Raw genomic sequence first — 20935 nt, 5'->3', positions numbered from 1 at the left:
CCTGCTCGGCTAGTGTTGGTCTACAGCACGGTGCTGTGATCACCAGCAATTTGGAGTGTGAGTCCCTGTGGCCCTCAACAACCCGGCATTCAACAACCCGGCGTTCCAGGACCCTCGTGGCGGAGCCCAGACCCGTTACAGCCCCCCGCCCGCCGAGTCGATGACCGCAGCTGCTGCGGCCGCCGAGACGGCGAACATCGAGGGCATGTACGCGGCCCCGTCCGCGGGCGCGGTGCAGACCGACCGGATGACGGTCGAAGACACCGTCTTCAAGACCCTCGGCCTCTTCGCCGTCCTCGTCGTGACCGCCGTCGTCGGCTGGATCTGGACGATGAGCTCGGTCACCGTCGCCAACCCCAGCCCCAACGTCGCCCCGATGCTCATCGGCGGCCTCGTCGGCTTCGTGCTCGCGATGGTCGCGACGTTCAAGAAGAAGCCGTCGGTTCCCGTCTTCATCGCCTACGCGGCGTTCGAAGGCCTGTTCATCGGTGGCATCTCGGCGTTCTTCGAGTTCATCTACCCGGGCATCGTCGTTCAGGCGACGCTCGCGACCCTGTCGGTCGTGGGCGTGACGCTCGCGCTGTTCGCCAGCGGCAAGATCCGCGCCTCGGCCCGCGCCACGAAGATCTTCCTGATCGCGATGGTCGGCTACCTGGTGTTCAGCCTCATCAACGTCGGTCTGATGCTCTTCAACGTGCCCCTCGCCGGTGGAGCCTTCGGCCTGCTCAGCGACGTGAAGCTCTTCGGCATCCCGCTCGGTGTCATCATCGGCGTCTTCGTGGTCATCATGGCCGCGTACTCGCTGGTGCTCGACTTCGACCAGATCCAGCGCGGCGTCCGCAACGGCGCCCCGCGCGTCTACGGCTGGGTCGGCGCCTTCGGCATCATGGTCACCGTCGTGTGGCTGTACGTCGAGATCCTGCGCCTGCTCGCGATCCTGCGCGGCAACAACTGACGCACCGCCTCACACGGAGGGCCGTCCCGTTTCGGGGCGGCCCTCCGTCGTTCTGTCTCTCGTTCGTCTCTCGCCCGTCTCTCGTCGACTGTCCAAGACACGCCGCATCCGAGCGACGGCGCACGGCGTGTCTTGGACACTCGATCCCCGCGCACCGCGCGTCCCGCAAGGGGCGGACACCGCGGATGCCACCGGACTACCCTCGCGACATGAGCCCCGAGAAGACGCCTCCGACGGTCCTCGACGTCGACGGTCACGAGGTCCGCGTCACGAGCCCCGACCGCGTCGTGTTCCCCGAGCCGGGCCTCACGAAGCTCGACCTCGTGCGGTACTACCTCTCGGTCGCCGACGGCGCGCTGCGCGGCGCGGGCGGCCGGCCCATGGTGCTCAAACGCTTCGCGAAGGGCCTCGGCCAGGAACCGTTCTTCCAGAAGCGCGTGCCCGAGAACCACCCCGACTTCATCGACACCGCGACCCTGCACTACGCCTCGGGCACGTCGGCCGAGGAGACGGTCCTGCGCAACGCCGCGGGACTCGCGTGGATCGTGAATCTCGGATGCCTCGACCTCAACCCGCATCCGGTGCGCGCCGAAGACCTCGACCATCCCGACGAGTTGCGCATCGACCTCGACCCCATGCCCGGTGTGGACTGGGCGCAGATCGTCGACGTCGCGTTCACGGCGCGGGACGTGCTCGACGACCACGGCCTGGTCGGCTGGCCCAAGACCTCCGGGTCCCGAGGACTGCACATCCTCGTGCGGATCCGGCCGGAGTGGGAGTACCCCGACGTCCGCCGGGCCGCGGAGACCCTCGCCCGCGAGGTCGAGAACCGTGCGCCCGGCCTCGCGACCGCGCGCTGGTGGAAGGAGGAGCGCGGCGAGAGCGTGTTCGTCGACTTCAACCAGAACGCGAAAGACCGGACCGTGGCATCCGCGTACTCCATCCGCCCGCTCCCCGATGCCCGGGTGTCGACGCCGCTGACGTGGGACGAGGTGCGCGAACGCCGTCCGGAGGAGTTCACCGTGCTGACGGTGCCCGAGCGCTTCGCCGCGATTAGCGACCCGCACGCGGGCATCGACGCGGCCGCCGGATCGCTCGAGGTCCTGCTCGCGCTGGCCGAGCAGATGGGACCCGCGGAGAAGCCGCCGCGCGGCTCCGACGGCTCGGGCCGCCGCGCCTCGACGATGCCCCTCATCGAGGTCGCCCGGACGAAGACGAAGCCCGAGGCCCTCGACGCTCTCGAGGAGTGGAAGCGTCGGTATCCCGAGGCGACGGCGGTTCTGCATCCCGCCGATGTGATGCTCGACGGCATGCGCGGCTCGAGCTCGCTCTGGTACCGCGTGCGGGTGAACCTGCAGCACGTTCCGGATGCCACCCGGCCGCCGCAGGAGCCGTTGATCGCCGACTACGACCCCTGGGCCGGCCGCGGCTGAGGCGCCCCGCCCCCCGGTTCGCCCCGGTCGAGTGTCCAAGACACGCCGCTCGGCGGCACCCGCCAGCGGCGTGTCTTGGACGCTCGGCCCGACCTACCGCCGCGTCGGGCGCGACAGCGCCGCGGCGGCCGCGGCGGCGAGGGTCTCCATCGCGCGCGCGGGGGCCAGCGCGACCGCGGCCGCGCGCGCCTCGGCGGCGAGCCACTGCCGCAGGGCCGCGTCGCGAACCACCCGCACCAGAGCGTCGGCGAGCGCGGACTCGTCGCCGTCGGGCACCAGGATGCCACCCCCCTCGGCGAGCATGTCGCGCGGGCCGTACCGGATGTCGTAGGCCACGACGGGAACGCCGTGCGCGAGAGCCTCGGCGAGCGCGAGTCCCTGCCCTTCGAAGGCCGAGGTCGTGAGGTACACCGACGCCGCATCGAGCACTGCGCCCGGGTCCAGGGTCAGCCCCGGCAGCGCCACCGCGTCGCCGAGCCCGAGCTCGGCGACGAGCGTCTCGAGGGCCTCGCGTCCGGTGCCCGCTCCCCACAGCTCCAGCCGGGCGCCGGGCACCTCCTCGACCACCCGCGCGAAGGCCCGGATCGCGTGGTCCAGCCGCTTCCCCGGCGCCAGCCGCCCGAGCACCACGACGGGTCCGTCCGCTGCGTACGTGACCGCGTCAGGCATCGGGATGCCGTGCGGCGCGATGACGTCGACCCGGTCGTCGCCGAAGCGCGCCCGCACGTCGTCGTGCTGCCAGGGCGTCGGCCAGAGCACCGCGTCGAAGCGCGGCGCCACGGCGAGCCACCGCTCCCACAGCGCGTTGACGGGCGCGTCGGCCGTGAACGGCGGCTCGAGGTGGATGGTGTGGACGGTGTGGAGGATCCGCACGCCCGGATCGTCCCAGTCGACGAGGAGTTCACCGAGCTGCCGCGACTCGCAGATCAGCACGACAGGACGGTCGACCTCGGCGCGGAGCTCCGCGACGACGTGCGCGAGCCACGCGCGGTACAGCGCCCCGAAGCCGTCGATCACGCCGACGGCATCACCCGCCCCGTTCCGCACGACGATCGGCGCCGTCGCGAGGTGCCAGTGCGGGTCGATGACGTTCGGCAGGTCCACGGTTCCCGCCGCGACGCTCCGGTACTCCAGCGTCGGGTCCGCCTCGCCCGGCCGCGCGGCCGCCCGCAGCCACTCCGCGGCTCCGCCGTCGGGTCCGACCGCCTCGTCGAAGAGGTTCCGGAACACCTCGGATGCCATCGCCGCGCCGCGCTGCACGAACTCCGCGCGATGCTCGGCGTGCGCCTGCGCCGCGCCCGGGTCAACGGTGAGGAGCAACGCCGGGGCGCCGGCATCCGCCATCTGACGCGCCCGAGCGAGGGTCGAGATCGTGTACCCGCCGTCGAGGTCGGGGATGAGCCGGCTCGAGAGGATCAGGTACCACGCGTCGGGGAAGCCCGTCATCGGCGCCCCTCCGAGCGGAGCCGGAACACCGGGAACCCGGGCGCGATCTCGCGCAGCCGTTCGTCGGGCGAGTTCTTGTCGACGCCCTCGAAGAAGCGCCCGACCTCCCACGCCCACGCGACAAGGTAGGCGCGCAGGATCGGGGGTTTCTCGGCATCCGGGACCTCCTCCGCACGGAAGACCTCGACCGCACGTCCGGCGCGCAGCTCTCCCCCTCCGGCCGCGCGGAGATTCCGCACCCACTGCGTCGTCCCGCGGGGCGCGACGAGGTACCGCTCTCCGGCGACGCGCAGGGGGTTCACCGGGGTGGTCCGCCACTCCCCCGACGTGCGACCCCGCACGGCGAGCACGCGGCTCCCCGCGAGCGGCAGCCCGACGCGCGTCAGCGCGGCGACCGCGGCGTTGAAGATTGTGTCGAGCCGGGTCGGGCGCACGAACCTCTCACTCATGCCCCCATCCTCCCCCACGCCGTCGTTCAGGACGAGCGGAGGGATGCCACTCTCGGCCGGGCCGACAGCAGAGCCTCGCCGATCACGCCGAGCACGAGGATCGCCACGCAGCTCACGGCCATCACCGTGAACCCGAGCACCGGGCCCGCGGCATCCAGGCCGATTCCGGCGAGAGTCGACCCGAGCGGGATGCCGGCTCCCACGCCCAGCGACGGGTACGCGAGGAGTTCCGTGACGCGGTCGCGATCCGCCCGCGACTCGACGAGGGCGAAGCCCGCGACGAGCACCGGTCCGATGAGCGCCCCGACCACCGCGGCGACCACCAGGGCCACGAGGCTGTCGGCGACGAACGGCAGCGCGAGCCCCGCGACAGCCAGCAGCACGCTGCTCCCGAGCCAGCGGGCGCGCAGCGAGGCGCGGTGGCGCAGCGCTCCGTAGACGAGCGCCCCGACGGTGTTGCCGAGGGCGAGGGATGCCATCATCAGGCCGGCCAGCCACGGCGACCCGAACCGGTCGGCCCAGGCGATGCTCGTGACGTCGAAGGAGCCGAACATCCCGCCGACCCCGATCCACGCGACCGTCACCGGCAGGATGCCGAGCGGGGGCAGGAGGCGCGGACGCGGGCCGGTGAGAGCGACGCGGGGCGGTTGCGACCCGCGCAGGAGGCCGAGCCAGAGGAGCCCGACCGCGCCCACCATCACGATGACGGCGATCCCGATCTGCGGAGCGGCCGCCGCGGCGATCAGCGTCAGGACGGGCGGGGCGATGACGAAGACGCTCTCGTCGGCGATCGATTCGACGGCGTAAGCGCTGTGGCGCCGCTCGGGCGAGACGAGGGCGCTCCACCGCGCGCGGACGGCCGGCCCTACGTCGACCGACACCGCCCCCGCGACCACGGCGAGCACGAACCACGTCGCCACGGGCATCCCGACGAGGACCGCGGCCACGAGCACGGCGATCGCGAGCGACAGCGTGAGCGCCGCGAGCAGGAGCACCGGTCGCTGTCCGCGGCGGTTCATGAGCCGCGACCACAGCGGCCCCGCGAAGGGCATGCCCACGACGAAGGCGGCGCCGACTCCCGCGGCGAGGCGCGAAGCTCCCGTTGGCCCGTCGGGACGAGGAGGACGATGCCGAGATTGAGCGTTCCGCGCGGGAAGCGCGCGACCCATCCGGCCAGTGTGAACCACGGGGCTCCGGGCGCACGCAGCACGTCGCGGTAGCCGGAGAAGTCGATACGGGTCACTCGAGACCTGTGCCGTTGTGGCCGACGAACCCGGGACATTCCCGAGGGCTGATCGTCGATGCCGCCAGCCTACCCGCCCACACCTCGCCGCTGACGCTGCCGCCGCGCGCACCGCAGGTGCGCCCCCATACCTTCAGCGGACCGACAGAGCGCCGACACCGACGGACGACGAAGGGGCATCGTCCTCGGGTCGATCGGGGTAGGGGCCCTGTTCTCGATCCGAGGACGATGCCCCGTAGTCGGCCGACGATGTCGGCGCGGGAGCAGGCGGAACGCCTACTCCCATTCAATCGTCCCCGGCGGCTTCGACGTCACGTCGAGTACCACGCGGTTCACTTCGCGCACTTCGTTGGTGATGCGGTTGGAGATCTTCGACAGCACGTCGTACGGCAGGCGCGTCCAGTCGGCGGTCATCGCGTCTTCGCTGGAGACGGGACGCAGCACGATCGGGTGACCGTAGGTGCGGCCGTCGCCCTGCACTCCCACCGACCGCACGTCGGCCAGCAGCACGACGGGGCACTGCCAGATCTCGGCATCCAGACCGGCCTTCGTTAGTTCCGCGCGGGCGATGGCGTCGGCCTCACGCAGGATCTCGAGACGGTCAGCGGTGACCTCGCCCACGATGCGGATGCCGAGCCCTGGCCCCGGAAAGGGCTGGCGGCCGACGATCGCTTCGGGGAGGCCGAGTTCGCGGCCGATCGCGCGGACCTCGTCCTTGAAGAGGGTGCGCAGGGGCTCGACGAGTTCGAACTGGAGGTCTTCGGGCAGTCCGCCGACGTTGTGGTGCGACTTGATGTTCGCGGTGCCCGCGCCGCCGCCGGATTCGACGACGTCCGGGTACAGCGTGCCCTGGACGAGGAAGCGGATGGGTTCGCCGTCTGCTTTGGCTTCGGCGACGAGGTCGGCCTGCACCTTCTCGAACGCGCGGATGAACTCGCGGCCGATGATCTTGCGCTTCTCTTCCGGGTCGCTGACCCCGGCGAGGGCGTTGAGGAACGTCTCGCGCGCGTCGACGGTGATGAGCCGGACGCCGGTGGAGGCGACGTAGTCGTTCTCGACCTGCTCGCGCTCGCCCTTGCGGAGGAGCCCGTGGTCGACGAACACCGCGACGAGCTGGTCGCCGACGGCCTCGTGCACGAGCGCCGTGGAGACGGCGGAGTCGACGCCGCCCGACAGCGCGGACAGGACGCGGCCGGTGCCGACCTGCTCGCGGATGCGGGCGACCTGCTCGGCGATGACGTTGCCGCTGTTCCAGTCGGCCGGGAGGCCGGCCGCGCCGTGCAGGAAGTTCTCGATCACGCGCTGGCCGTGGTCGGTGTGCTTGACCTCGGGATGCCACTGCACCCCGTACATGCGACGGGCGTCGTTCGCGAAAGCAGCGACCGGCGTGTGCGCGGTGCGCGCGAGCACCTCGAAGCCCTCGGGCGCGCGCGACACCTGGTCGCCGTGGCTCATCCACACGTTCTGTTCGACGGGCTGCCCCTCGAGCAGGGTGCCTTCGGTGACGACCGTGGCATCCGTCGCGCCGTATTCGCGGAGGCCGGTGTTCGCGACCTCGCCGCCGAGGGCCTGGGCCATCACCTGGAAGCCGTAGCAGATGCCGAGCGTCGGGACCCCGAGGTCGAAGACGCCCTCGTCGAGGCGCGGCGCACCCTCTTCGTACACCGACGACGGTCCGCCGGAGAGGATGATGCCCACCGGGTTCTTGGCCGAGATCTCGTCGGCGGTCGCGGTGTGCGGGACGATCTCGCTGTAGACGCCGGCCTCGCGCACGCGGCGGGCGATCAGCTGGGCGTACTGGGCGCCGAAGTCGACGACGAGGACGGGACGCTGCGACGTTTCGGTCTGTTCGGTCACCGGGGTCCTTCCGGGGCGGGGACGGGAGCGGATGCCTCGGCGGCTTCGCGCTCGGCGAGGTAGGTGCGCACGCTGCGGGCGGTGCGCACCTCGAGAATGAAGGAGAGGAAAGGCACGACGCCGCCGAGCGCGAGGAAGACGAAGCGGCGGAACGGCCAGCGCATGAGGCTCCACACGCGGAAGCACGAGAACAGGTACACGACGTAGAACCAGCCGTGGATCACCAGAATCGCGAGCGACAGGTTGAGGCCGTCACCGGTGGAGAGGATCTCGCATCCGCTGCCGCCGGGCACGAACAGCGAGAACCACTGGCATCCGGGACCGGGGATGGCATCCGCGAACCACAGGAATCCCCCGGATCCGCCCAGGAACAGCTCCTTGTGGATGGGCGTGTACTTCACGATCATCTCGGAGACGAGCAGCAGCAGGCCGACACCGGTGATGATCGAGCAGATCTGGTAGAACTTCAGGGCTCCGCGGATCGCCGGGAACGTGGCGAGTTTCGGGGCGCGGGGCATGGAGGCCAGTCTAGTCGCGGGATTCCGCGGAACCTGCCGCGAGCGCCTCGGACTGTTCGTCCTCGAGGTCTTCCACTTCCTTCTCCCACGCGTCGCGCGCGAGGCGGTACCAGAGGTACAGCGCGAAGCCCGCGAAGATCGCCCATTCGACGGCGTAGAAGATGTTGAGCCAGTTGACCCCGGAGCGCTCGTCGGGCGCCGGCGAGTCGATCGCATCGAGCGGCCCGATGGCGGTCTGCGAGGCGAGGTACGGCCGGTACACCGCCACCCCGTCGATGTCGTGCCACCGCCCGAGGAGGGCGGCGGGCGACATGCGGGTCATCGTCTGCGGGTCGACGCCGGCCGGCGGACGGGACGGCCCCTCGTCGGCGATCACGCGCCCCGTCACGTCGACGCTCGCCCCGGGGTTCGCGGCGACCTGCGCGTCGAGTTCCTGCACGGCGTTCTGCGCTGCCGCGGCATCCTTCGTCCAGCCGAGGGCGACGGCGATCGACGTCGGCGTCGCCGTGCCGTCGAGGCGCAGCTGACCCGTGACCCAGTACCCCTCGACGTCGTCGTTGAAGCGCGACGCGACGACGAGGAAGTCGGACGCGATCCAGTGGCCGGTCGCTTCGACGCGCTGACCCACGAGAGGGTCCGTCAGGTACTCGCCCGGCTTCACGACGTCGGCGAGCGGCCGCACGATCTCGGTCTGACCGGGCTCGACGGGCGCGGTGTCGATGGCGCGCCCCAGCTGCCACTGCCCGAGCCACGCGAGCGCCCCCGCCACCACGAGCGAGAACGCCAGCAGCGCGAGCCACCGCGGGCGCAGCATGACCTCGCGCAGGGTCGGCGGGAACACCTGCCGGGGTTCCTGCTCGATCGCGGTGGGAGAGGTCACGCGGTCACCGCGTCAGTGTCCGTACGGCGCCACGACGACCTCGACGCGCTGGAACTCCTTGAGGTCGGAGTACCCGGTCGTGGCCATCGACTTCTTCAGCGCACCGATGAGGTTGGCGGTGCCGTCGGCCACGGGGGCCGGGCCGTAGAGGATCTGCTCGAGGGGGCCGACGCGGTCCACGGCCACGCGGTGGCCGCGGGGCAGCTTGGCGTGGTGCGCCTCGGGGCCCCAGTGGAAGCCGCGGCCGGGGGCGTCGGTGGCACGGGCGAGCGCGACGCCGAGCATGACGGCATCCGCGCCCATGGCGAGAGCCTTCACGATGTCGCCCGACGTGCCCACGCCGCCGTCCGCGATGACGTGCACGTAGCGCCCACCCGACTCGTCGAGGTAGTCGCGGCGCGCGCCGGCGACGTCGGCCACCGCGGTCGCCATCGGCGCGTGCAGCCCGAGGGTGACGCGGGTCGTCGAGGCAGCGCCACCACCGAAGCCGACGAGCACGCCCGCGGCGCCCGTGCGCATGAGGTGGAGCGCCGCGGTGTACGTTGCGGCGCCGCCGACGATTACCGGGACGTCGAGGTCGTAGATGAACTTCTTGAGGTTCAGCGGCTGGGCGACGCTCGAAACGTGCTCGGCCGAGACGGTGGTGCCGCGGATGACGAACAGGTCGACGCCCGCGGCGACCACGGTCTCGTACAGGTCGTGCGTGCGCTGGGGGGTGAGGGCTCCGGCGACGGTGACGCCGGCGGCGCGCACCTCGGCGAGACGGTCGCGCACGAGCTCGGGCTTGATCGGCTCGGAGTACAGCTGCTGCATGCGCCGCGTTGCCTCGGAGTCGGGCAGCCCCGCGATCGCGGCGAGCAGCGGCTCGGGGTCGTCGTAGCGCGTCCACAGGCCCTCGAGGTCGAGGACGCCGAGACCGCCCAGGCGGCCCAGTTCGATCGCCGTGCGGGGGCTCACGACCGAGTCCATCGGCGCACCCAGCACCGGGATCTCGAACGGGAACGCGTCGATGGTCCACGCCGTCGACACGTCTTCCGGGTTGCGCGTGCGGCGCGACGGAACGACGGCGATGTCGTCGAAGGTGTAGGCGCGGCGGGCACGCTTGGCGCGTCCGAGGTCGATCTCCATGGTCACTCCCCCAGCCTACCCGCCCGCATTTTCCCGGTCCGCGTCCTCACCGGGTTCCTCACCACGGTTCATCCGCACGCGGGGCCATCGACAGAACCCGCACCTTGTCGGTCGGGAAGCACGCATCGAAGAGCTCGTGCACGCGCGGATCCGTGTCGTAGTCGTCGGCCAGGCGCAGCCCGAACAGCGAGTTGATCATCATGCCCTGCGCGAGGAACGCCTGGGCGGTCGCGACGTCGAACCCGGCCTCGCGCAGGAACTCCCACACCCGCGCGAAGCCGTCGCGTGCGCGCGGCCCGATGACCGGATGCGCGCCGAGCAGGAACGCGTGCGACAGCGTCTGGTGCAGGCCGCGCACCTGCAGCAGCTCGATGTAGGCATGGCCGACGCGCTCGGCCAGGTCGTCGGGGGCCGCGCCGACCGCGGCCTCGCCGAACGCCTGGAGCAGTCGGCCCAGCGCGTCGTCGAGCGCCGCGACGAACAGGTTCTCCTTCGTCCCGAACAGGCGGACCACGTAGGGCTGCGAGACCCCCGCCGCCCGGGCCACGTCGTCGGTCGTCGTGCCCACGTACCCCTTCGCCCCGAAGACGGCCAGGGCGGCGGCGAGGATCTGCTCCCGACGCTCCTCCGAACTCATGCGGCGAGCGGTCGCGGGCTCTGTCGGTGACGGCATGTTGACAGGTTATCAGTGGATTACTACAGTGCTCTCAGATTTGTTATCAGTCGATTACAACAAGGAGCCCTCGTGAACCCCTCACCCCGCTCGCGCCCCTTCGCCTGGGTCGTGATCGCCGCATCCCTGCCGATGTTCATGGCCACCCTCGACAACCTCGTCATGACGAACGCCCTCCCCGCTCTGCACCGTGAGCTGGGTGCGAGCATCGAAGAGCTGCAGTGGTTCGTGAACGCGTACACGCTCACCTTCGCGAGCCTGATCCTCGTGGCATCCGCCCTCGGCGACCGTTTCGGACGCCGCACGGCCTTCGTCGCCGGGATCGTCGCGTTCGGCGTCGGCTCCGTGCTGGCGGCCCTGAGCGTCGATCCCGCGCAGTTGATCGCCGCCCGGGCGGTCCAGGGCCTGGGGGCGGCCGGTGTCATGCCGCTCTCGCTGGCCCTGATCAGCGGGGCGGTCGCGCCGGCGCTTCGACCGCTGGCCATCGGTATCTGGGGAGGGATCTCGGGTCTCGGCGTCGCGGTCGGCCCGCTGGTCGGCGGAGCCGTGATGGAGGGATGGAACTGGCAGGCGATCTTCTGGCTCAACGTCCCCGTCGCGGTCGTCGCGATCCCCCTCGCTCTCTGGGCTCTTCCCAATACGTTCGGCGACCGTTCACGCATCGACATCGTCGGAGCGCTGCTCGCCGGCGGAGGGGTGCTGGCGCTCGTGCACGCCATCGTCCGGGGGAACGACGACGGATGGGGCTCGGCATCCGTCGTCACGGAGCTCGCGCTCGGCTCGCTGCTCGTCATCGCGTTCCTCGGCTGGCAGCTACGGACCCGGTCGCCGCTCGTCCCGCTGCGGCTCTTCCGCGATCGGTCGTTCTCGGTCACCAACGTCGTCGGATTCGCCTTCAGCTTCGGCACCTTCGGAGCAGTGTTCCTCCTCATCCAGTTCCTGCAGGTCGTCCAGGGGTCGAGCCCGTTCGAGGCGGCGCTGCAGACCACTCCGTGGACGCTCGCCCCCATGGTCGTCGCTCCCCTCGCGGGGATCTTCGCGCCGCGCATCGGCACGCGCCCGCTGATGATCGCCGGACTCCTCCTGCAGGCCATCGCGCTCGGCTGGATCGCGCTCACGATGTCGGCCGACGTCGAGTACGCGACGCTGGTTCCCCCGTTCGTGTTCGCGGGTGTCGGCATGGGCCTCGTGTTCGCCCCGTCCGCGACCGCCCTGCTCGCGACGCTCGATGTCGTCGACCACGCGAAGGCGTCGGGCGTCAACTCGACGGTGCGCGAGATCGGACTGGCCCTCGGAACCGCGGTGATGACGGCGATCTTCGTCGGCGCCGGCGGCCAGCTGGTTCCGGATCTCTACGTGGATGCCGCCCGCCCCGCGATCTTCGTCGGTTCGGCCGTGCTGCTGGTCGCCGCCGGCCTCGCCCTGCTCCTCCCCGCGGGCCGGTCACCGCGGCCCGCGGTCGAGGCGGAGGCGGCGGCCGCGGAACCCTCCCTGGCCCACTGAACCCGTCGCTCAGCCCTCTCGCGGGTCCGCCCCGCGCGACGCCCCCGGCTCCCCCGGGGGCGTCGCGCGCGCAGCGACGGGATCGGTCGGGGCGTCCGCCCCTCGGAGCAGCCGCGTCAGCGGCCCGTCGAGGAAGAACAGGAGGAACCCCGCCGACCCCACCAGGGGGCTCACGGCGACCGCGAGCCCGCTGATGATCACGGCGCTGAGGGCCGCGCGTCCCAGGCGTCTCGCGTCGTCGCGCGAGAGGTCGGGGATCGCACCCGAGCGGAGAGCCCAGGTCCACTGGAGCCAGCCCACGAGGATCGCCAGGAAGAAGTTCACCGGCAGCAGGACGCGCCCGAGCAGGTAGGCGGAGTAGTCGGTGTCCAGCGAGGTCGTGAAGGGAACGAGGACGACCAGCAGGAGGCGCAGGTTGTTGATCCACATCCCGGCGTTGTCGATCCGGACGATCCACTCGAACTGTCGCACGTGCGTCATCCACATGATGCAGAGCACCAGGAAGCTGATGACGAACGAGAAGACCGGATGCAGCATGTCGCGCAGGGCGCGGGCGAGATCGGCATCCGATCCCACCTCGCCGAGCGACTGCGACGTGAGGTCAAGGACGAGCAGCGTCGCCGCGATCGCGAAGACGCCATCCGTGTACGCCTCGGTGCGTCGAGCCGAGACCGTGACCGAGGGATGCCCCTCACGTCGGATCATGCGCACAGCGTAGCCGCGCACCCGGGAACGCCGAAGGGCCGGGCGGTCACTCGCCCGGCCCTTCGAAATCAGGCTTACTTCTTGTAGTTCGGCGCCTCGACGACGATCTGCACGTCGTGCGGGTGCGACTCCTTCAGACCCGCCGAGGTGATGCGGACAAACTTGCCCTTGGCCTTGAGCTCTTCGACCGTGCGCGCGCCGACGTAGAACATCGACTGACGCAGGCCGCCGATGAGCTGGTACGCCACAGCGGACACGGGCCCGCGGTACGGGACCTGGCCCTCGATGCCCTCGGGGATGAGCTTGTCGTCGCTCGGGACGTCGGCCTGGAAGTAGCGGTCCTTCGAGTACGACGTCTTCTTGCCGCGGGTCTGCAGCGCGCCGAGCGAACCCATGCCGCGGTACTGCTTGAACTGCTTGCCGCCCTGGAAGACGATCTCGCCCGGCGACTCGTCGGTGCCGGCGAGGAGCGAACCGAGCATCACGGTGTCGGCACCGGCGACCAGCGCCTTGGCGATGTCGCCCGAGTACTGGAGACCGCCGTCGGCGATCACCGGGACACCGGCCGGGATGGCGGCCTGCGCCGCCTCGTAGATCGCGGTGATCTGCGGCACGCCGACACCGGCGACGACTCGGGTCGTGCAGATCGAGCCCGGTCCGACGCCGACCTTCACGGCATCCACGCCCGCGTCGATGAGCGCCTGCGCGCCCTCGCGCGTCGCGACGTTGCCGCCGATGACGTCCACGTGGTCGAAGGTGGGATCGGCCTTGAGTCGGCGCACGATGTCGATGACGCCCGCGGACTGACCGTTGGCCGTGTCGACGACGAGGACGTCGACGCCCGCGTCGCGGAGCGCCTCGGCGCGCTGCCACGCGTCGCCGAAGAAGCCGATCGCCGCACCGACGCGGAGGCGACCCTGCTCATCCTTGGTGGCGAGGGGGTACTTCTCGCTCTTGTCGAAGTCCTTGATGGTGATGAGTCCGGCGAGCTTGCCGTCCTCGTCCACGAGGGGCAGCTTCTCGACGCGGTGCTTGGCGAAGGTCGCGATGACGTCGTTCGCGTGGATGCCGACCGGCCCGGTGATGAGGCCCTCGCTCGTCATCACGTCCTTGACCTTGGTCGTCTGGCGCTCGAAGCCCGACACGAAGCGCATGTCGCGGTTGGTGATGATGCCCACGAGGACGCCGTCCTCGTCGATGACCGGCAGGCCCGAGATGCGGTACTGCGCGCACATCGCGTCGACCTCGGCCACGGTGGCATCCGGGGTCGTGGTGATGGGGTTCGACACCATGCCGGACTCGCTGCGCTTGACCTGGTCGACGATCGCGGCCTGGTCTTCGATCGAGAGGTTGCGGTGCACGATGCCGATGCCGCCCTGGCGCGCGATCGCGATCGCCATGCGGGCCTCGGTCACGGTGTCCATCGCCGATGAAAGCAGCGGGGTGGCCACGGTGATCCGGCGGGTGAGTCGCGACGACGTGTCGGCCTCGCTGGGGATGACGTCGGTGTGCCCGGGCAGAAGGAGGACGTCGTCGTACGTCAATCCGACGAAACCGAAGGGGTCGTGCTGCTCCATGGATCCTCCTGCGCGCGCGGCGCCTGCTCGAAAGGGGACGACGTCGGCCGGTGCGCACGAAGCGCTCCGCCTTGAATTCTAAGCGCCGAGAGGGGCCGGATCATTCCCGAGAATGCGTTTCGGGAGAAGGATCGCCACGATGCCGTTCGGTAACGGCTTCGGGCCGAAACACGAACGACACATTACGCTCGTAGCGTCGATCGTCGAAGCTGACGAGAACGACATCGTCAGCGCTGCCGAACTGGAGACTCCGTGGGTCATTCCTCTCCCACCGCGACACGATCGCGGACTCTACCCCGCATGGCCTTGATCTGGGCGTTCTGCGCCGCAGCGCTCGCGATGCTGCTGGGTGCCACGCTGTCGGCCGGGCCCGCGTTCGCCGCGACCACCGCGCCGGTCACCACCCAGACCGAAGCCTGCACGCCGAGCCCGGAGATCGGTTGCCTCAACGGCACGCTCGCCGCCGCCGGCGGTGGCGTCACCGTCACGGCCACCGGCCCGGGCGGAACCGCTTCGGCCACGACCGACGACAGCGGCAAGTGGTCCATCGGATTCAGCGAGCCGGGCGAGTACTCGGTCTCCGTCGACCCCGAGACCCTGCCGGACGGCGTCACCCTGCGCACCGAGGACCCCTCGGTCCGCACCGTGAACCTCGGATCCCAGACCGCCGTCCTCATCGGGCTGAACGGCAGCGCGGGCGGCAGCGGCGACGCGGCCGCCGGCTCCGACACGGCCAGCGCCGGCGGATTCGACTGGGGCCGTCTCGCCCAGCAGGCCGCTTCCGGGCTCCGTCTCGGGCTCCTTCTCGCCCTCGCCGCCGTCGGCCTCTCGCTCATCTACGGCACGACCGGCATCTCCAACTTCGCGCACGGCGAGCTCGTGACCCTCGGCGGTCTGCTCGCGTACCTGTTCGCGAACGTGCTGGGCCTCAACATCTTCGTCGCGGGCATCATCGTCGTCGTCATCTGCGCGGCGTTCGGCTACTTCCAGGACGTCGGCATCTGGAGACCCCTGCGGAAGCGCAGGCTCAGCCTCACGCAGCTGATGATCGTCACGATCGGCATGTCGCTCGCCCTGCAGTACACCTTCCAGTTCTTCATCGGCGCCTCCACGGTCCGCATCATCACGGCCAACCCCGTGCCGGTGCGCCTCGGCCCGGTGAGCCTGAGCGTCGACTCGCTCGTGTCGATGGGCATCTCGGTCGTCGTCCTCATCGGCGTGGGCCTCTTCCTCCTGAAGACCCGCGTCGGTCGCGCCACGCGCGCGGTCAGCGACAACCCGGCCCTCGCCGCCGCCTCGGGCATCAACGTCGACGGCGTCGTCCGGCTCATCTGGACCACCGCCGCCGCCCTCGCCGGCCTCTCCGGCATCCTGCTCGGTCTGGTCCTCAACGGCGTCAACTGGATGACGGGCATGCAGCTGCTGCTGCTCCTCTTCTCCGCCGTCACTCTCGGTGGTCTCGGCACCGCGTTCGGCGCGCTCTTCGGTGCGCTCATCATCGGCATGACCGTGGAACTCACCAACATCTGGCTGCCGGGCGACTTCAAGTACGCCACGGCCCTCGTCCTTCTCATCCTGCTGCTGCTGGTGAGACCGCAGGGACTCTTCGGACGCAAGGAACGGGTGGGCTGACCCATGATCTTCCTCGATCTTCTCCGCGAGATGGCCTCGACGGCCATCGCACCCACGACCGCCGCACTCGCGATCGCCGCGATCGGCCTCAACATCCACTTCGGGTACACGGGCCTGCTCAACATGGGCCAGGCGGGCTTCATGCTCCTCGGCGCGTACGGCTTCGCCGTGTCGGTCCAGGCCGGGCTGGGCTTCGTCCCCGCGCTGATCATCGCCCTCGTGGTGGTGCTGATCTACAGCTTCATCCTCGGTGTCCCGACGCTGAAGCTCCGCGGCGACTACCTCGCCATCGTGACCATCTCGGCTGCCGAGATCATCCGCATGGTCGGGCGCTCCAGCGTGCTCGGACCGATCACGAACGGCAGCAACGGCATCCCGGGCGACCGGTACCGCGACCCGTTCAACGGGCTCTCGTTCTTCGGCGACGGGCAGACCACCATCCTGTGGTGGACCTACGACAACACCGGCGTCAGCGGCTGGTGGGTTCGGGCCGTCGCCTGGGCGGTCGTCGCCGTCCTGCTGCTCCTGGTGTGGCTGCTGATCCGCAGCCCGTGGGGCCGTGTCCTCAAGGGCATCCGCGAGGACGAGGATGCCGTCCGCAGCCTCGGCAAGAGCGCGTTCTCGTTCAAGATGCAGGCGCTGATCCTCGGTGGCCTCATCGGTGGCATCGCCGGCGTCATCTACGTCATCCCGAGCTCGGTCCAGCCCGACGCCCTCGGACGATCGATGACGTTCTTCATCTGGACGGCGCTGCTCCTCGGTGGAGCCGCGACGATCTTCGGGCCCGTGCTCGGAGCCATCCTGTTCTTCGTCGTCCGCATCTTCATCCAGGGCATCACGCGCCTGATCGTCCCCGAGGGCGTCTGGTCGGGACAGCAGACCGAGCAGTTCTCCTGGATCCTCATCGGTATCGCGCTCATGCTGCTGGTGATCTTCCGACCGCAGGGCATCCTCGGTAACAAGAAGGAGCTGAGCTTCAATGTCTGAGCCGACCGAGGCGACCATCCGGACGCGCGCCGCGTTCTCCGGGGTCCCGCAGGAACCGGGCGCCGCCAAGCCCGACCCCATCCTCGTCGTGGACAACATCGTCCGCCGCTTCGGCGGCATGACCGCCGTCGACGTCGAGCACCTCGAGGTGCAGCGCGGCGGCATCACCGCCCTCATCGGCCCGAACGGTGCGGGGAAGACGACGTTCTTCAACCTCATCACCGGGTTCGACAAGCCCACGTCGGCCCGCCGTCTCATCGGCGGCCCGCCGGCCGACCGCGTCGCGCGCTGGTCGTTCGACGGTCGGACGCTCGGTGACACCGCGGCATCCAAGGTCGCGCGACTCGGCATGGTCCGCACGTTCCAGCTCACCAAGGCGCTCTCGCGCATGACGGTGATGGAGAACATGCTGCTCGGGGCGAACAGCCAGCCGGGCGAGAACATGGCCGTCGCGCTCATCCGCCCGCTGTGGAAGGCCCGCGAGCAGGAGATCACCGCGAAGGCGGAGGAACTCCTGCAGCGCTTCAAGCTCTACGAGAAGCGCGAGGATCTCGCGGGCTCGCTCTCGGGCGGCCAGAAGAAGCTCCTCGAGATGGCGCGCGCGCTCATGAGCGACCCGAAGATGATCATGCTCGACGAGCCCATGGCCGGCGTGAACCCCGCGCTCACGCAGTCGCTCCTCGGACACATCCAGGCCCTGCGCGACGACGGCACCACCGTCCTGTTCGTCGAGCACGACATGCACATGGTCCGCCACATCTCGGACTGGGTCGTCGTCATGGCCCAGGGCACGATCGTGGCGGAAGGCACGGCCGGCGAGGTCATGTCGCAGCAGGCCGTCGTGGACGCCTACCTCGGCGCCCACCACGACACCGACCTCGGCGACGATGCGCTGCTCTCGGACACGACGGCGATCGCCCTCGCGGAGGAAGCCGCCGAGGAAGACGCCAAGGAGGAGGCTCGCGTCGACGAGGCTCTCGGAAAGGAGACGCGCTCGTGAGCACGCCCACCGAATCGCAGCCGGTTCTCGTCGCCAAGGACCTGCACGCCGGCTACCTGCCCGGTATCAACATCCTCAACGGCGTGAACATCGTCGCCCACCCCGGTGAGCTCATCGGCATCATCGGTCCCAACGGCGCCGGCAAGTCGACGTTCCTCAAGGCGGTGTTCGGCCAGGTGTCGATCCGACAGGGGTCCGTGTCGCTCAAGGGCACGGACATCACCGGGTGGAAGCCGAACCGTCTCGTGAAGCAGGGCGTCGGCTTCGTCCCGCAGACGAACAACGTCTTCCCGTCGCTGACGATCGAAGAGAACCTCCAGATGGGCATCTACCAGAAGCCGCGGGAGTTCCAGACGCAGCTGGAGCGTATCTTCGAGATCTTCCCCGTGCTCGCCGACCGTCGTGGTCAGCGCGCGGGTTCGCTCTCGGGCGGCGAGCGCCAGTCCGTCGCCATGGCCCGCGCCCTCATGATGGACCCGTCCGTGCTGCTGCTCGACGAGCCGTCGGCCGGCCTCTCCCCCGTCCGCCAGGACGAGACGTTCATCCGCACGCGCCGTATCAACAAGGCCGGCGTCTCGGTGATCATGGTCGAGCAGAACGCCCGTCGCTGCCTGCAGATCTGCGACCGCGCGTACGTCCTCGACCAGGGGAAGGACGCCTACACGGGCACGGGCCGCGAGCTCGCGAACGACCCCAAGGTGATCCAGCTGTACCTCGGCACGCTCGCGACCGACGTCGAGGGCGCCGCCTGACCCGCCCCTCGCTCGTTCGATGCCCCCGGCTCCGGCCGGGGGCATCGTCGTTCCGCGGAAGGGATGGATGCCACTCCCCCACGCCTCCACCACCTCACGGCCCCCTCCACGCGGGCGTACCGCCGTCGGCATCCTGCTCCCGCCAGACCGCCGATGTCCCGCCCGACGCGCCCCCGGCCCCACGCCGCGGCATCCTGCCCCCGCCAGACCGCCGAAGTCCCTCCCCGACGTACCCGACACAACGCCGCGGCATCCCGCGCCGCACACGCGCCCCCGCAGGTGCCCCACCGGACACGCGAAAGGGCGGCCCCGGCGAACCGGGACCGCCCTTCGGCGTGAAGCGGGGTGCTTAGGACTTGCCCTCGACCGCGCTCTTCCACACGGGCTTGTTGTCGGCGTCGAAGTCGTAGATACCGATGAAGGCGCTCGACGGGTCGTTCTTCGCGTTGAACGGGCCGACGCCGGAAACACCCTTGTACTGGATGCTGTCGCCCTTGGCGATCAGGTCCGCGCACTCCTTGTAGGTGGAGCACTCGGTGCCGCCGGAGGCACCCGAGACGGCCGCCAGGTTCTTCTGGATGGTCGTCGGGTCGGTCGCGCCGCCCTTCTTGGCCGCGAGGGCCGCGAGGATGGTCGCGTCGTAGGACTCCGCACCGTACGAGTAGTCGGACAGGGCCGAACCCTCGACGCTCTGGTGCCAGTCGGAGAGGCGCTTCTTGAAGTCGTCAGCCGCGTTGGCACCGGGGATGGTGCCCTTCGCGCCCTCGAGCGTGCCCTTGTCGAACACCTTCGAGTAGTCCGACGTGTTGCCGTCGGTGTAGTACGTCGACTTCATGTCCCAGCTCTGCGAGACGAGCTCGGGCACGATGGCCTTGGTCTCGTCGAACGCGATGACGACGATGGCGTCGGGCTTGGAGGCGATGGCCGCGGTGACCTCGGACGAGAACGTGGTCTGTCCGGGCGGGAACTCCTGGCCCTTGCCGGTGCCGCCGTACGTCACCGTGCCGCCGGCCTCTTCGACCGTCTTCTGGATGACGTCACGGAGACCCGTGCCGTACGCGTCGTTGAAGACGAGGAACGCGACGTTCTGGTGGCCGTCACCGACGATGAGCTGACCGAGCGCCGAGCCCTGCACGGTGTCCGGCGGAGCGGTGCGGAAGTAGAACGGAGACTTGCCGGACAGTTCGGCCGACGTGTTGGCGGGCGAGATCTGGACGATCGGCGCGGCCGCGAGCTTGTCGACGACGTTCAGCGAGACCGAGGAGGACGCGGCACCGATGGCGACGGAGACCTTGGCGTCGATGAGCTTGTCGGCGGAGGCCGAGGAGACCGCCATGTCGGTGGAGTCACCCGAGTCGGTCCAGAACGTGCAGGCCGAGTCCCCCGCGTCGACGATGTCACTGACGGCGAGGCCGACACCCGCGATCTCGGGCGGGCCGAGGAAGGCGAGCGTGCCGGTCTGCGGCAGGATCGTGCCGACCTTCAGGGTCGTCGCGCTCGTGGCGTCGCTCGCGCAGTCCTGGCTCGTGTAGCTGCCCGCGGGTGCGGCCGACTCCGAGGATCCGGCGTCACTGCTCCCGCCGCCACAGCCGGCGAGCGTGAGGGTGGCTGCTGCAGCCAGCGCTGCGACGGCGAACCACGCCTTCTTGGATTGAACCATCTGGCTCGTCCTTTCGATGATGGTGCGCGGCCACGCCACGCAAGTGGCTCGAACCTAACCGGCATGTGTTACGAATGTGTTTTCGCTGGACGACTGCGCCGAAATCGTTATGAAGGGCACGTCCGTTGCGTGGAAATCGTCCGCCTTCGCGGCCGGATCGTCCGCCGTGACGCGCGCCGCGACTAAACCGGTTCCGCGACGTCCGAGACCGCCAGGCGACGCCCCCGGGCGGCGATCAGCGAGTCCGCGCTCAGCACGACGAGCGCGAGCCAGACGAGTCCGAATCCGATCCACCGCTCGACGGTCATCGGCTCGTGGAGGACCCACACGCCGATGCCGAACTGGATGATCGGGGCGACGAACTGGATGAGCCCCATCACCGTCAAGGGCGCACGACGCGCGCCCGCGGCGAAGAGCAGGAGCGGGATCGCCGTGACGGCGCCTGCGGCCAGGAGGACCGTCTTGTGCAGGGGCCCGTGGGCGCCCCATCGTCAGCCCGGAGGTGATCCCGACGATCGCGAGCTGCACGATGGCGAC

The 20935-nt window shown here is 70.1% G+C and carries 19 protein-coding genes; 7 read left to right on the top strand and 12 right to left on the bottom strand.

The window, feature by feature from the left end; genetic code table 11:
- Nucleotides 1-67: 67 nt before the first annotated feature.
- Nucleotides 68-955: a Bax inhibitor-1/YccA family protein gene (locus I5G_RS00785; protein WP_022877346.1), complete on the top strand. Its 888-nt coding sequence runs from the start codon at nt 68-70 to the stop codon at nt 953-955.
- A 209-nt stretch (nt 956-1164) separates the two neighbouring features.
- The gene (gene ligD / locus I5G_RS00780; protein WP_022877345.1) at nt 1165-2388 is read left to right on the top strand and encodes a non-homologous end-joining DNA ligase; all 1224 of its coding nucleotides are present in this window, start codon (nt 1165-1167) and stop codon (nt 2386-2388) included.
- 93 nt (nt 2389-2481) lie between these two features.
- On the opposite strand, the gene I5G_RS00775 is transcribed toward ligD, so the two are convergent.
- From I5G_RS00775 to I5G_RS19785, 8 genes are all read right to left on the bottom strand, one after another.
- The gene (locus tag I5G_RS00775) at nt 2482-3834 is read right to left on the bottom strand and encodes a glycosyltransferase (protein WP_022877344.1); all 1353 of its coding nucleotides are present in this window, start codon (nt 3832-3834) and stop codon (nt 2482-2484) included.
- A complete protein-coding gene (locus I5G_RS00770) occupies nt 3831-4283 on the bottom strand; it encodes a nitroreductase family deazaflavin-dependent oxidoreductase (protein ID WP_022877343.1) in 453 nt (150 codons plus the stop codon). The genes I5G_RS00775 and I5G_RS00770 overlap by 4 nt, the downstream gene beginning before the upstream one ends.
- A gap of 26 nt (nt 4284-4309) precedes the next feature.
- Nucleotides 4310-5452 (bottom strand): MFS transporter, encoded by a 1143-nt coding sequence (locus I5G_RS00765; RefSeq protein WP_368843829.1) that lies wholly within the window; start codon nt 5450-5452, stop codon nt 4310-4312.
- 350 nt (nt 5453-5802) lie between these two features.
- A complete protein-coding gene (gene guaA, locus I5G_RS00760; RefSeq protein WP_022877342.1) occupies nt 5803-7383 on the bottom strand; it encodes a glutamine-hydrolyzing GMP synthase in 1581 nt (526 codons plus the stop codon).
- Nucleotides 7380-7901 carry a DUF3817 domain-containing protein gene (locus I5G_RS00755; protein WP_022877341.1) on the bottom strand — a complete coding sequence of 174 codons (522 nt, stop codon included), beginning with the start codon at nt 7899-7901 and terminating at the stop codon, nt 7380-7382. The genes guaA and I5G_RS00755 overlap by 4 nt, the downstream gene beginning before the upstream one ends.
- A 10-nt stretch (nt 7902-7911) precedes the next feature.
- Nucleotides 7912-8781 (bottom strand): SURF1 family protein, encoded by an 870-nt coding sequence (locus I5G_RS00750; RefSeq protein WP_022877340.1) that lies wholly within the window; start codon nt 8779-8781, stop codon nt 7912-7914.
- A 12-nt stretch (nt 8782-8793) separates the two neighbouring features.
- Nucleotides 8794-9909 (bottom strand): GuaB3 family IMP dehydrogenase-related protein, encoded by a 1116-nt coding sequence (locus I5G_RS00745; RefSeq protein WP_026095545.1) that lies wholly within the window; start codon nt 9907-9909, stop codon nt 8794-8796.
- 58 nt (nt 9910-9967) lie between these two features.
- Nucleotides 9968-10582, bottom strand: coding sequence for a TetR/AcrR family transcriptional regulator (locus I5G_RS19785; RefSeq protein WP_022877338.1), 615 nt, complete (start codon nt 10580-10582; stop codon nt 9968-9970).
- Between the two features lie 72 nt (nt 10583-10654).
- Between I5G_RS19785 and I5G_RS19780 the strand changes: the two genes are divergently transcribed.
- Nucleotides 10655-12085 (top strand): MFS transporter, encoded by a 1431-nt coding sequence (locus tag I5G_RS19780; protein WP_022877337.1) that lies wholly within the window; start codon nt 10655-10657, stop codon nt 12083-12085.
- Between the two features lie 9 nt (nt 12086-12094).
- On the opposite strand, the gene I5G_RS19775 is transcribed toward I5G_RS19780, so the two are convergent.
- Nucleotides 12095-12790, bottom strand: coding sequence for a TMEM175 family protein (locus I5G_RS19775; RefSeq protein WP_022877336.1), 696 nt, complete (start codon nt 12788-12790; stop codon nt 12095-12097).
- 74 nt (nt 12791-12864) lie between these two features.
- On the bottom strand, nt 12865-14367 hold the full coding sequence (guaB, locus tag I5G_RS00725; RefSeq protein WP_022877335.1) for an IMP dehydrogenase: 1503 nt from the start codon (nt 14365-14367) through the stop codon (nt 12865-12867).
- 300 nt (nt 14368-14667) lie between these two features.
- Between guaB and I5G_RS00720 the strand changes: the two genes are divergently transcribed.
- From I5G_RS00720 to I5G_RS00705, 4 genes are read left to right on the top strand one after another with little or no spacing between them, the layout of a single operon-like run.
- Complete coding sequence (locus tag I5G_RS00720; protein WP_022877334.1) at nt 14668-15999, top strand: branched-chain amino acid ABC transporter permease; 1332 nt, start codon at nt 14668-14670, stop codon at nt 15997-15999.
- Between the two features lie 3 nt (nt 16000-16002).
- Nucleotides 16003-16986 carry a branched-chain amino acid ABC transporter permease gene (locus I5G_RS00715; RefSeq protein WP_022877333.1) on the top strand — a complete coding sequence of 328 codons (984 nt, stop codon included), beginning with the start codon at nt 16003-16005 and terminating at the stop codon, nt 16984-16986.
- A complete protein-coding gene (locus I5G_RS00710) occupies nt 16979-17986 on the top strand; it encodes an ABC transporter ATP-binding protein (RefSeq protein ID WP_022877332.1) in 1008 nt (335 codons plus the stop codon). The genes I5G_RS00715 and I5G_RS00710 overlap by 8 nt, the downstream gene beginning before the upstream one ends.
- Nucleotides 17983-18738 carry an ABC transporter ATP-binding protein gene (locus I5G_RS00705; RefSeq protein ID WP_022877331.1) on the top strand — a complete coding sequence of 252 codons (756 nt, stop codon included), beginning with the start codon at nt 17983-17985 and terminating at the stop codon, nt 18736-18738. The genes I5G_RS00710 and I5G_RS00705 overlap by 4 nt, the downstream gene beginning before the upstream one ends.
- A gap of 349 nt (nt 18739-19087) precedes the next feature.
- Here I5G_RS00705 and I5G_RS00700 read toward each other — a convergent pair whose 3' ends face one another.
- Both I5G_RS00700 and I5G_RS23810 read right to left on the bottom strand, forming a co-directional pair.
- Nucleotides 19088-20398: an ABC transporter substrate-binding protein gene (locus tag I5G_RS00700; protein ID WP_022877330.1), complete on the bottom strand. Its 1311-nt coding sequence runs from the start codon at nt 20396-20398 to the stop codon at nt 19088-19090.
- 182 nt (nt 20399-20580) lie between these two features.
- Entirely contained in the window at nt 20581-20817 is a 237-nt protein-coding gene (locus I5G_RS23810) for a hypothetical protein (protein WP_239642464.1), read from the bottom strand.
- Between the last annotated feature and the right edge of the window lie 118 nt (nt 20818-20935).

Origin of the sequence: Microbacterium sp. B19 (assembly GCF_000333395.1) — a bacterium.
Classification (GTDB): Bacteria; Actinomycetota; Actinomycetes; order Actinomycetales; family Microbacteriaceae; genus Microbacterium.
The sequence above is the reverse complement of the archived record's forward strand: the minus strand, read 5'-3'. Positions and strand labels throughout refer to the sequence as shown.

Excerpts from the sequence above, each read along its gene's own strand:
- ligD (WP_022877345.1), top strand. The coding sequence starts at position 1,165 with ATGAGCCCCGAGAAGACGCCTCCGACGGTCCTCGACGTCGACGGTCAC.
- I5G_RS00775 (WP_022877344.1), bottom strand. The coding sequence starts at position 3,834 with ATGACGGGCTTCCCCGACGCGTGGTACCTGATCCTCTCGAGCCGGCTC.
- I5G_RS00770 (WP_022877343.1), bottom strand. The coding sequence starts at position 4,283 with ATGAGTGAGAGGTTCGTGCGCCCGACCCGGCTCGACACAATCTTCAAC.
- I5G_RS00765 (WP_368843829.1), bottom strand. The coding sequence starts at position 5,452 with ATGGGTCGCGCGCTTCCCGCGCGGAACGCTCAATCTCGGCATCGTCCT.
- I5G_RS00755 (WP_022877341.1), bottom strand. The coding sequence starts at position 7,901 with ATGCCCCGCGCCCCGAAACTCGCCACGTTCCCGGCGATCCGCGGAGCC.
- I5G_RS00745 (WP_026095545.1), bottom strand. The coding sequence starts at position 9,909 with ATGGAGATCGACCTCGGACGCGCCAAGCGTGCCCGCCGCGCCTACACC.
- I5G_RS19785 (WP_022877338.1), bottom strand. The coding sequence starts at position 10,582 with ATGCCGTCACCGACAGAGCCCGCGACCGCTCGCCGCATGAGTTCGGAG.
- I5G_RS19775 (WP_022877336.1), bottom strand. The coding sequence starts at position 12,790 with ATGATCCGACGTGAGGGGCATCCCTCGGTCACGGTCTCGGCTCGACGC.
- guaB (WP_022877335.1), bottom strand. The coding sequence starts at position 14,367 with ATGGAGCAGCACGACCCCTTCGGTTTCGTCGGATTGACGTACGACGAC.
- I5G_RS00720 (WP_022877334.1), top strand. The coding sequence starts at position 14,668 with ATGGCCTTGATCTGGGCGTTCTGCGCCGCAGCGCTCGCGATGCTGCTG.
- I5G_RS00715 (WP_022877333.1), top strand. The coding sequence starts at position 16,003 with ATGATCTTCCTCGATCTTCTCCGCGAGATGGCCTCGACGGCCATCGCA.
- I5G_RS00710 (WP_022877332.1), top strand. The coding sequence starts at position 16,979 with ATGTCTGAGCCGACCGAGGCGACCATCCGGACGCGCGCCGCGTTCTCC.
- I5G_RS00700 (WP_022877330.1), bottom strand. The coding sequence starts at position 20,398 with ATGGTTCAATCCAAGAAGGCGTGGTTCGCCGTCGCAGCGCTGGCTGCA.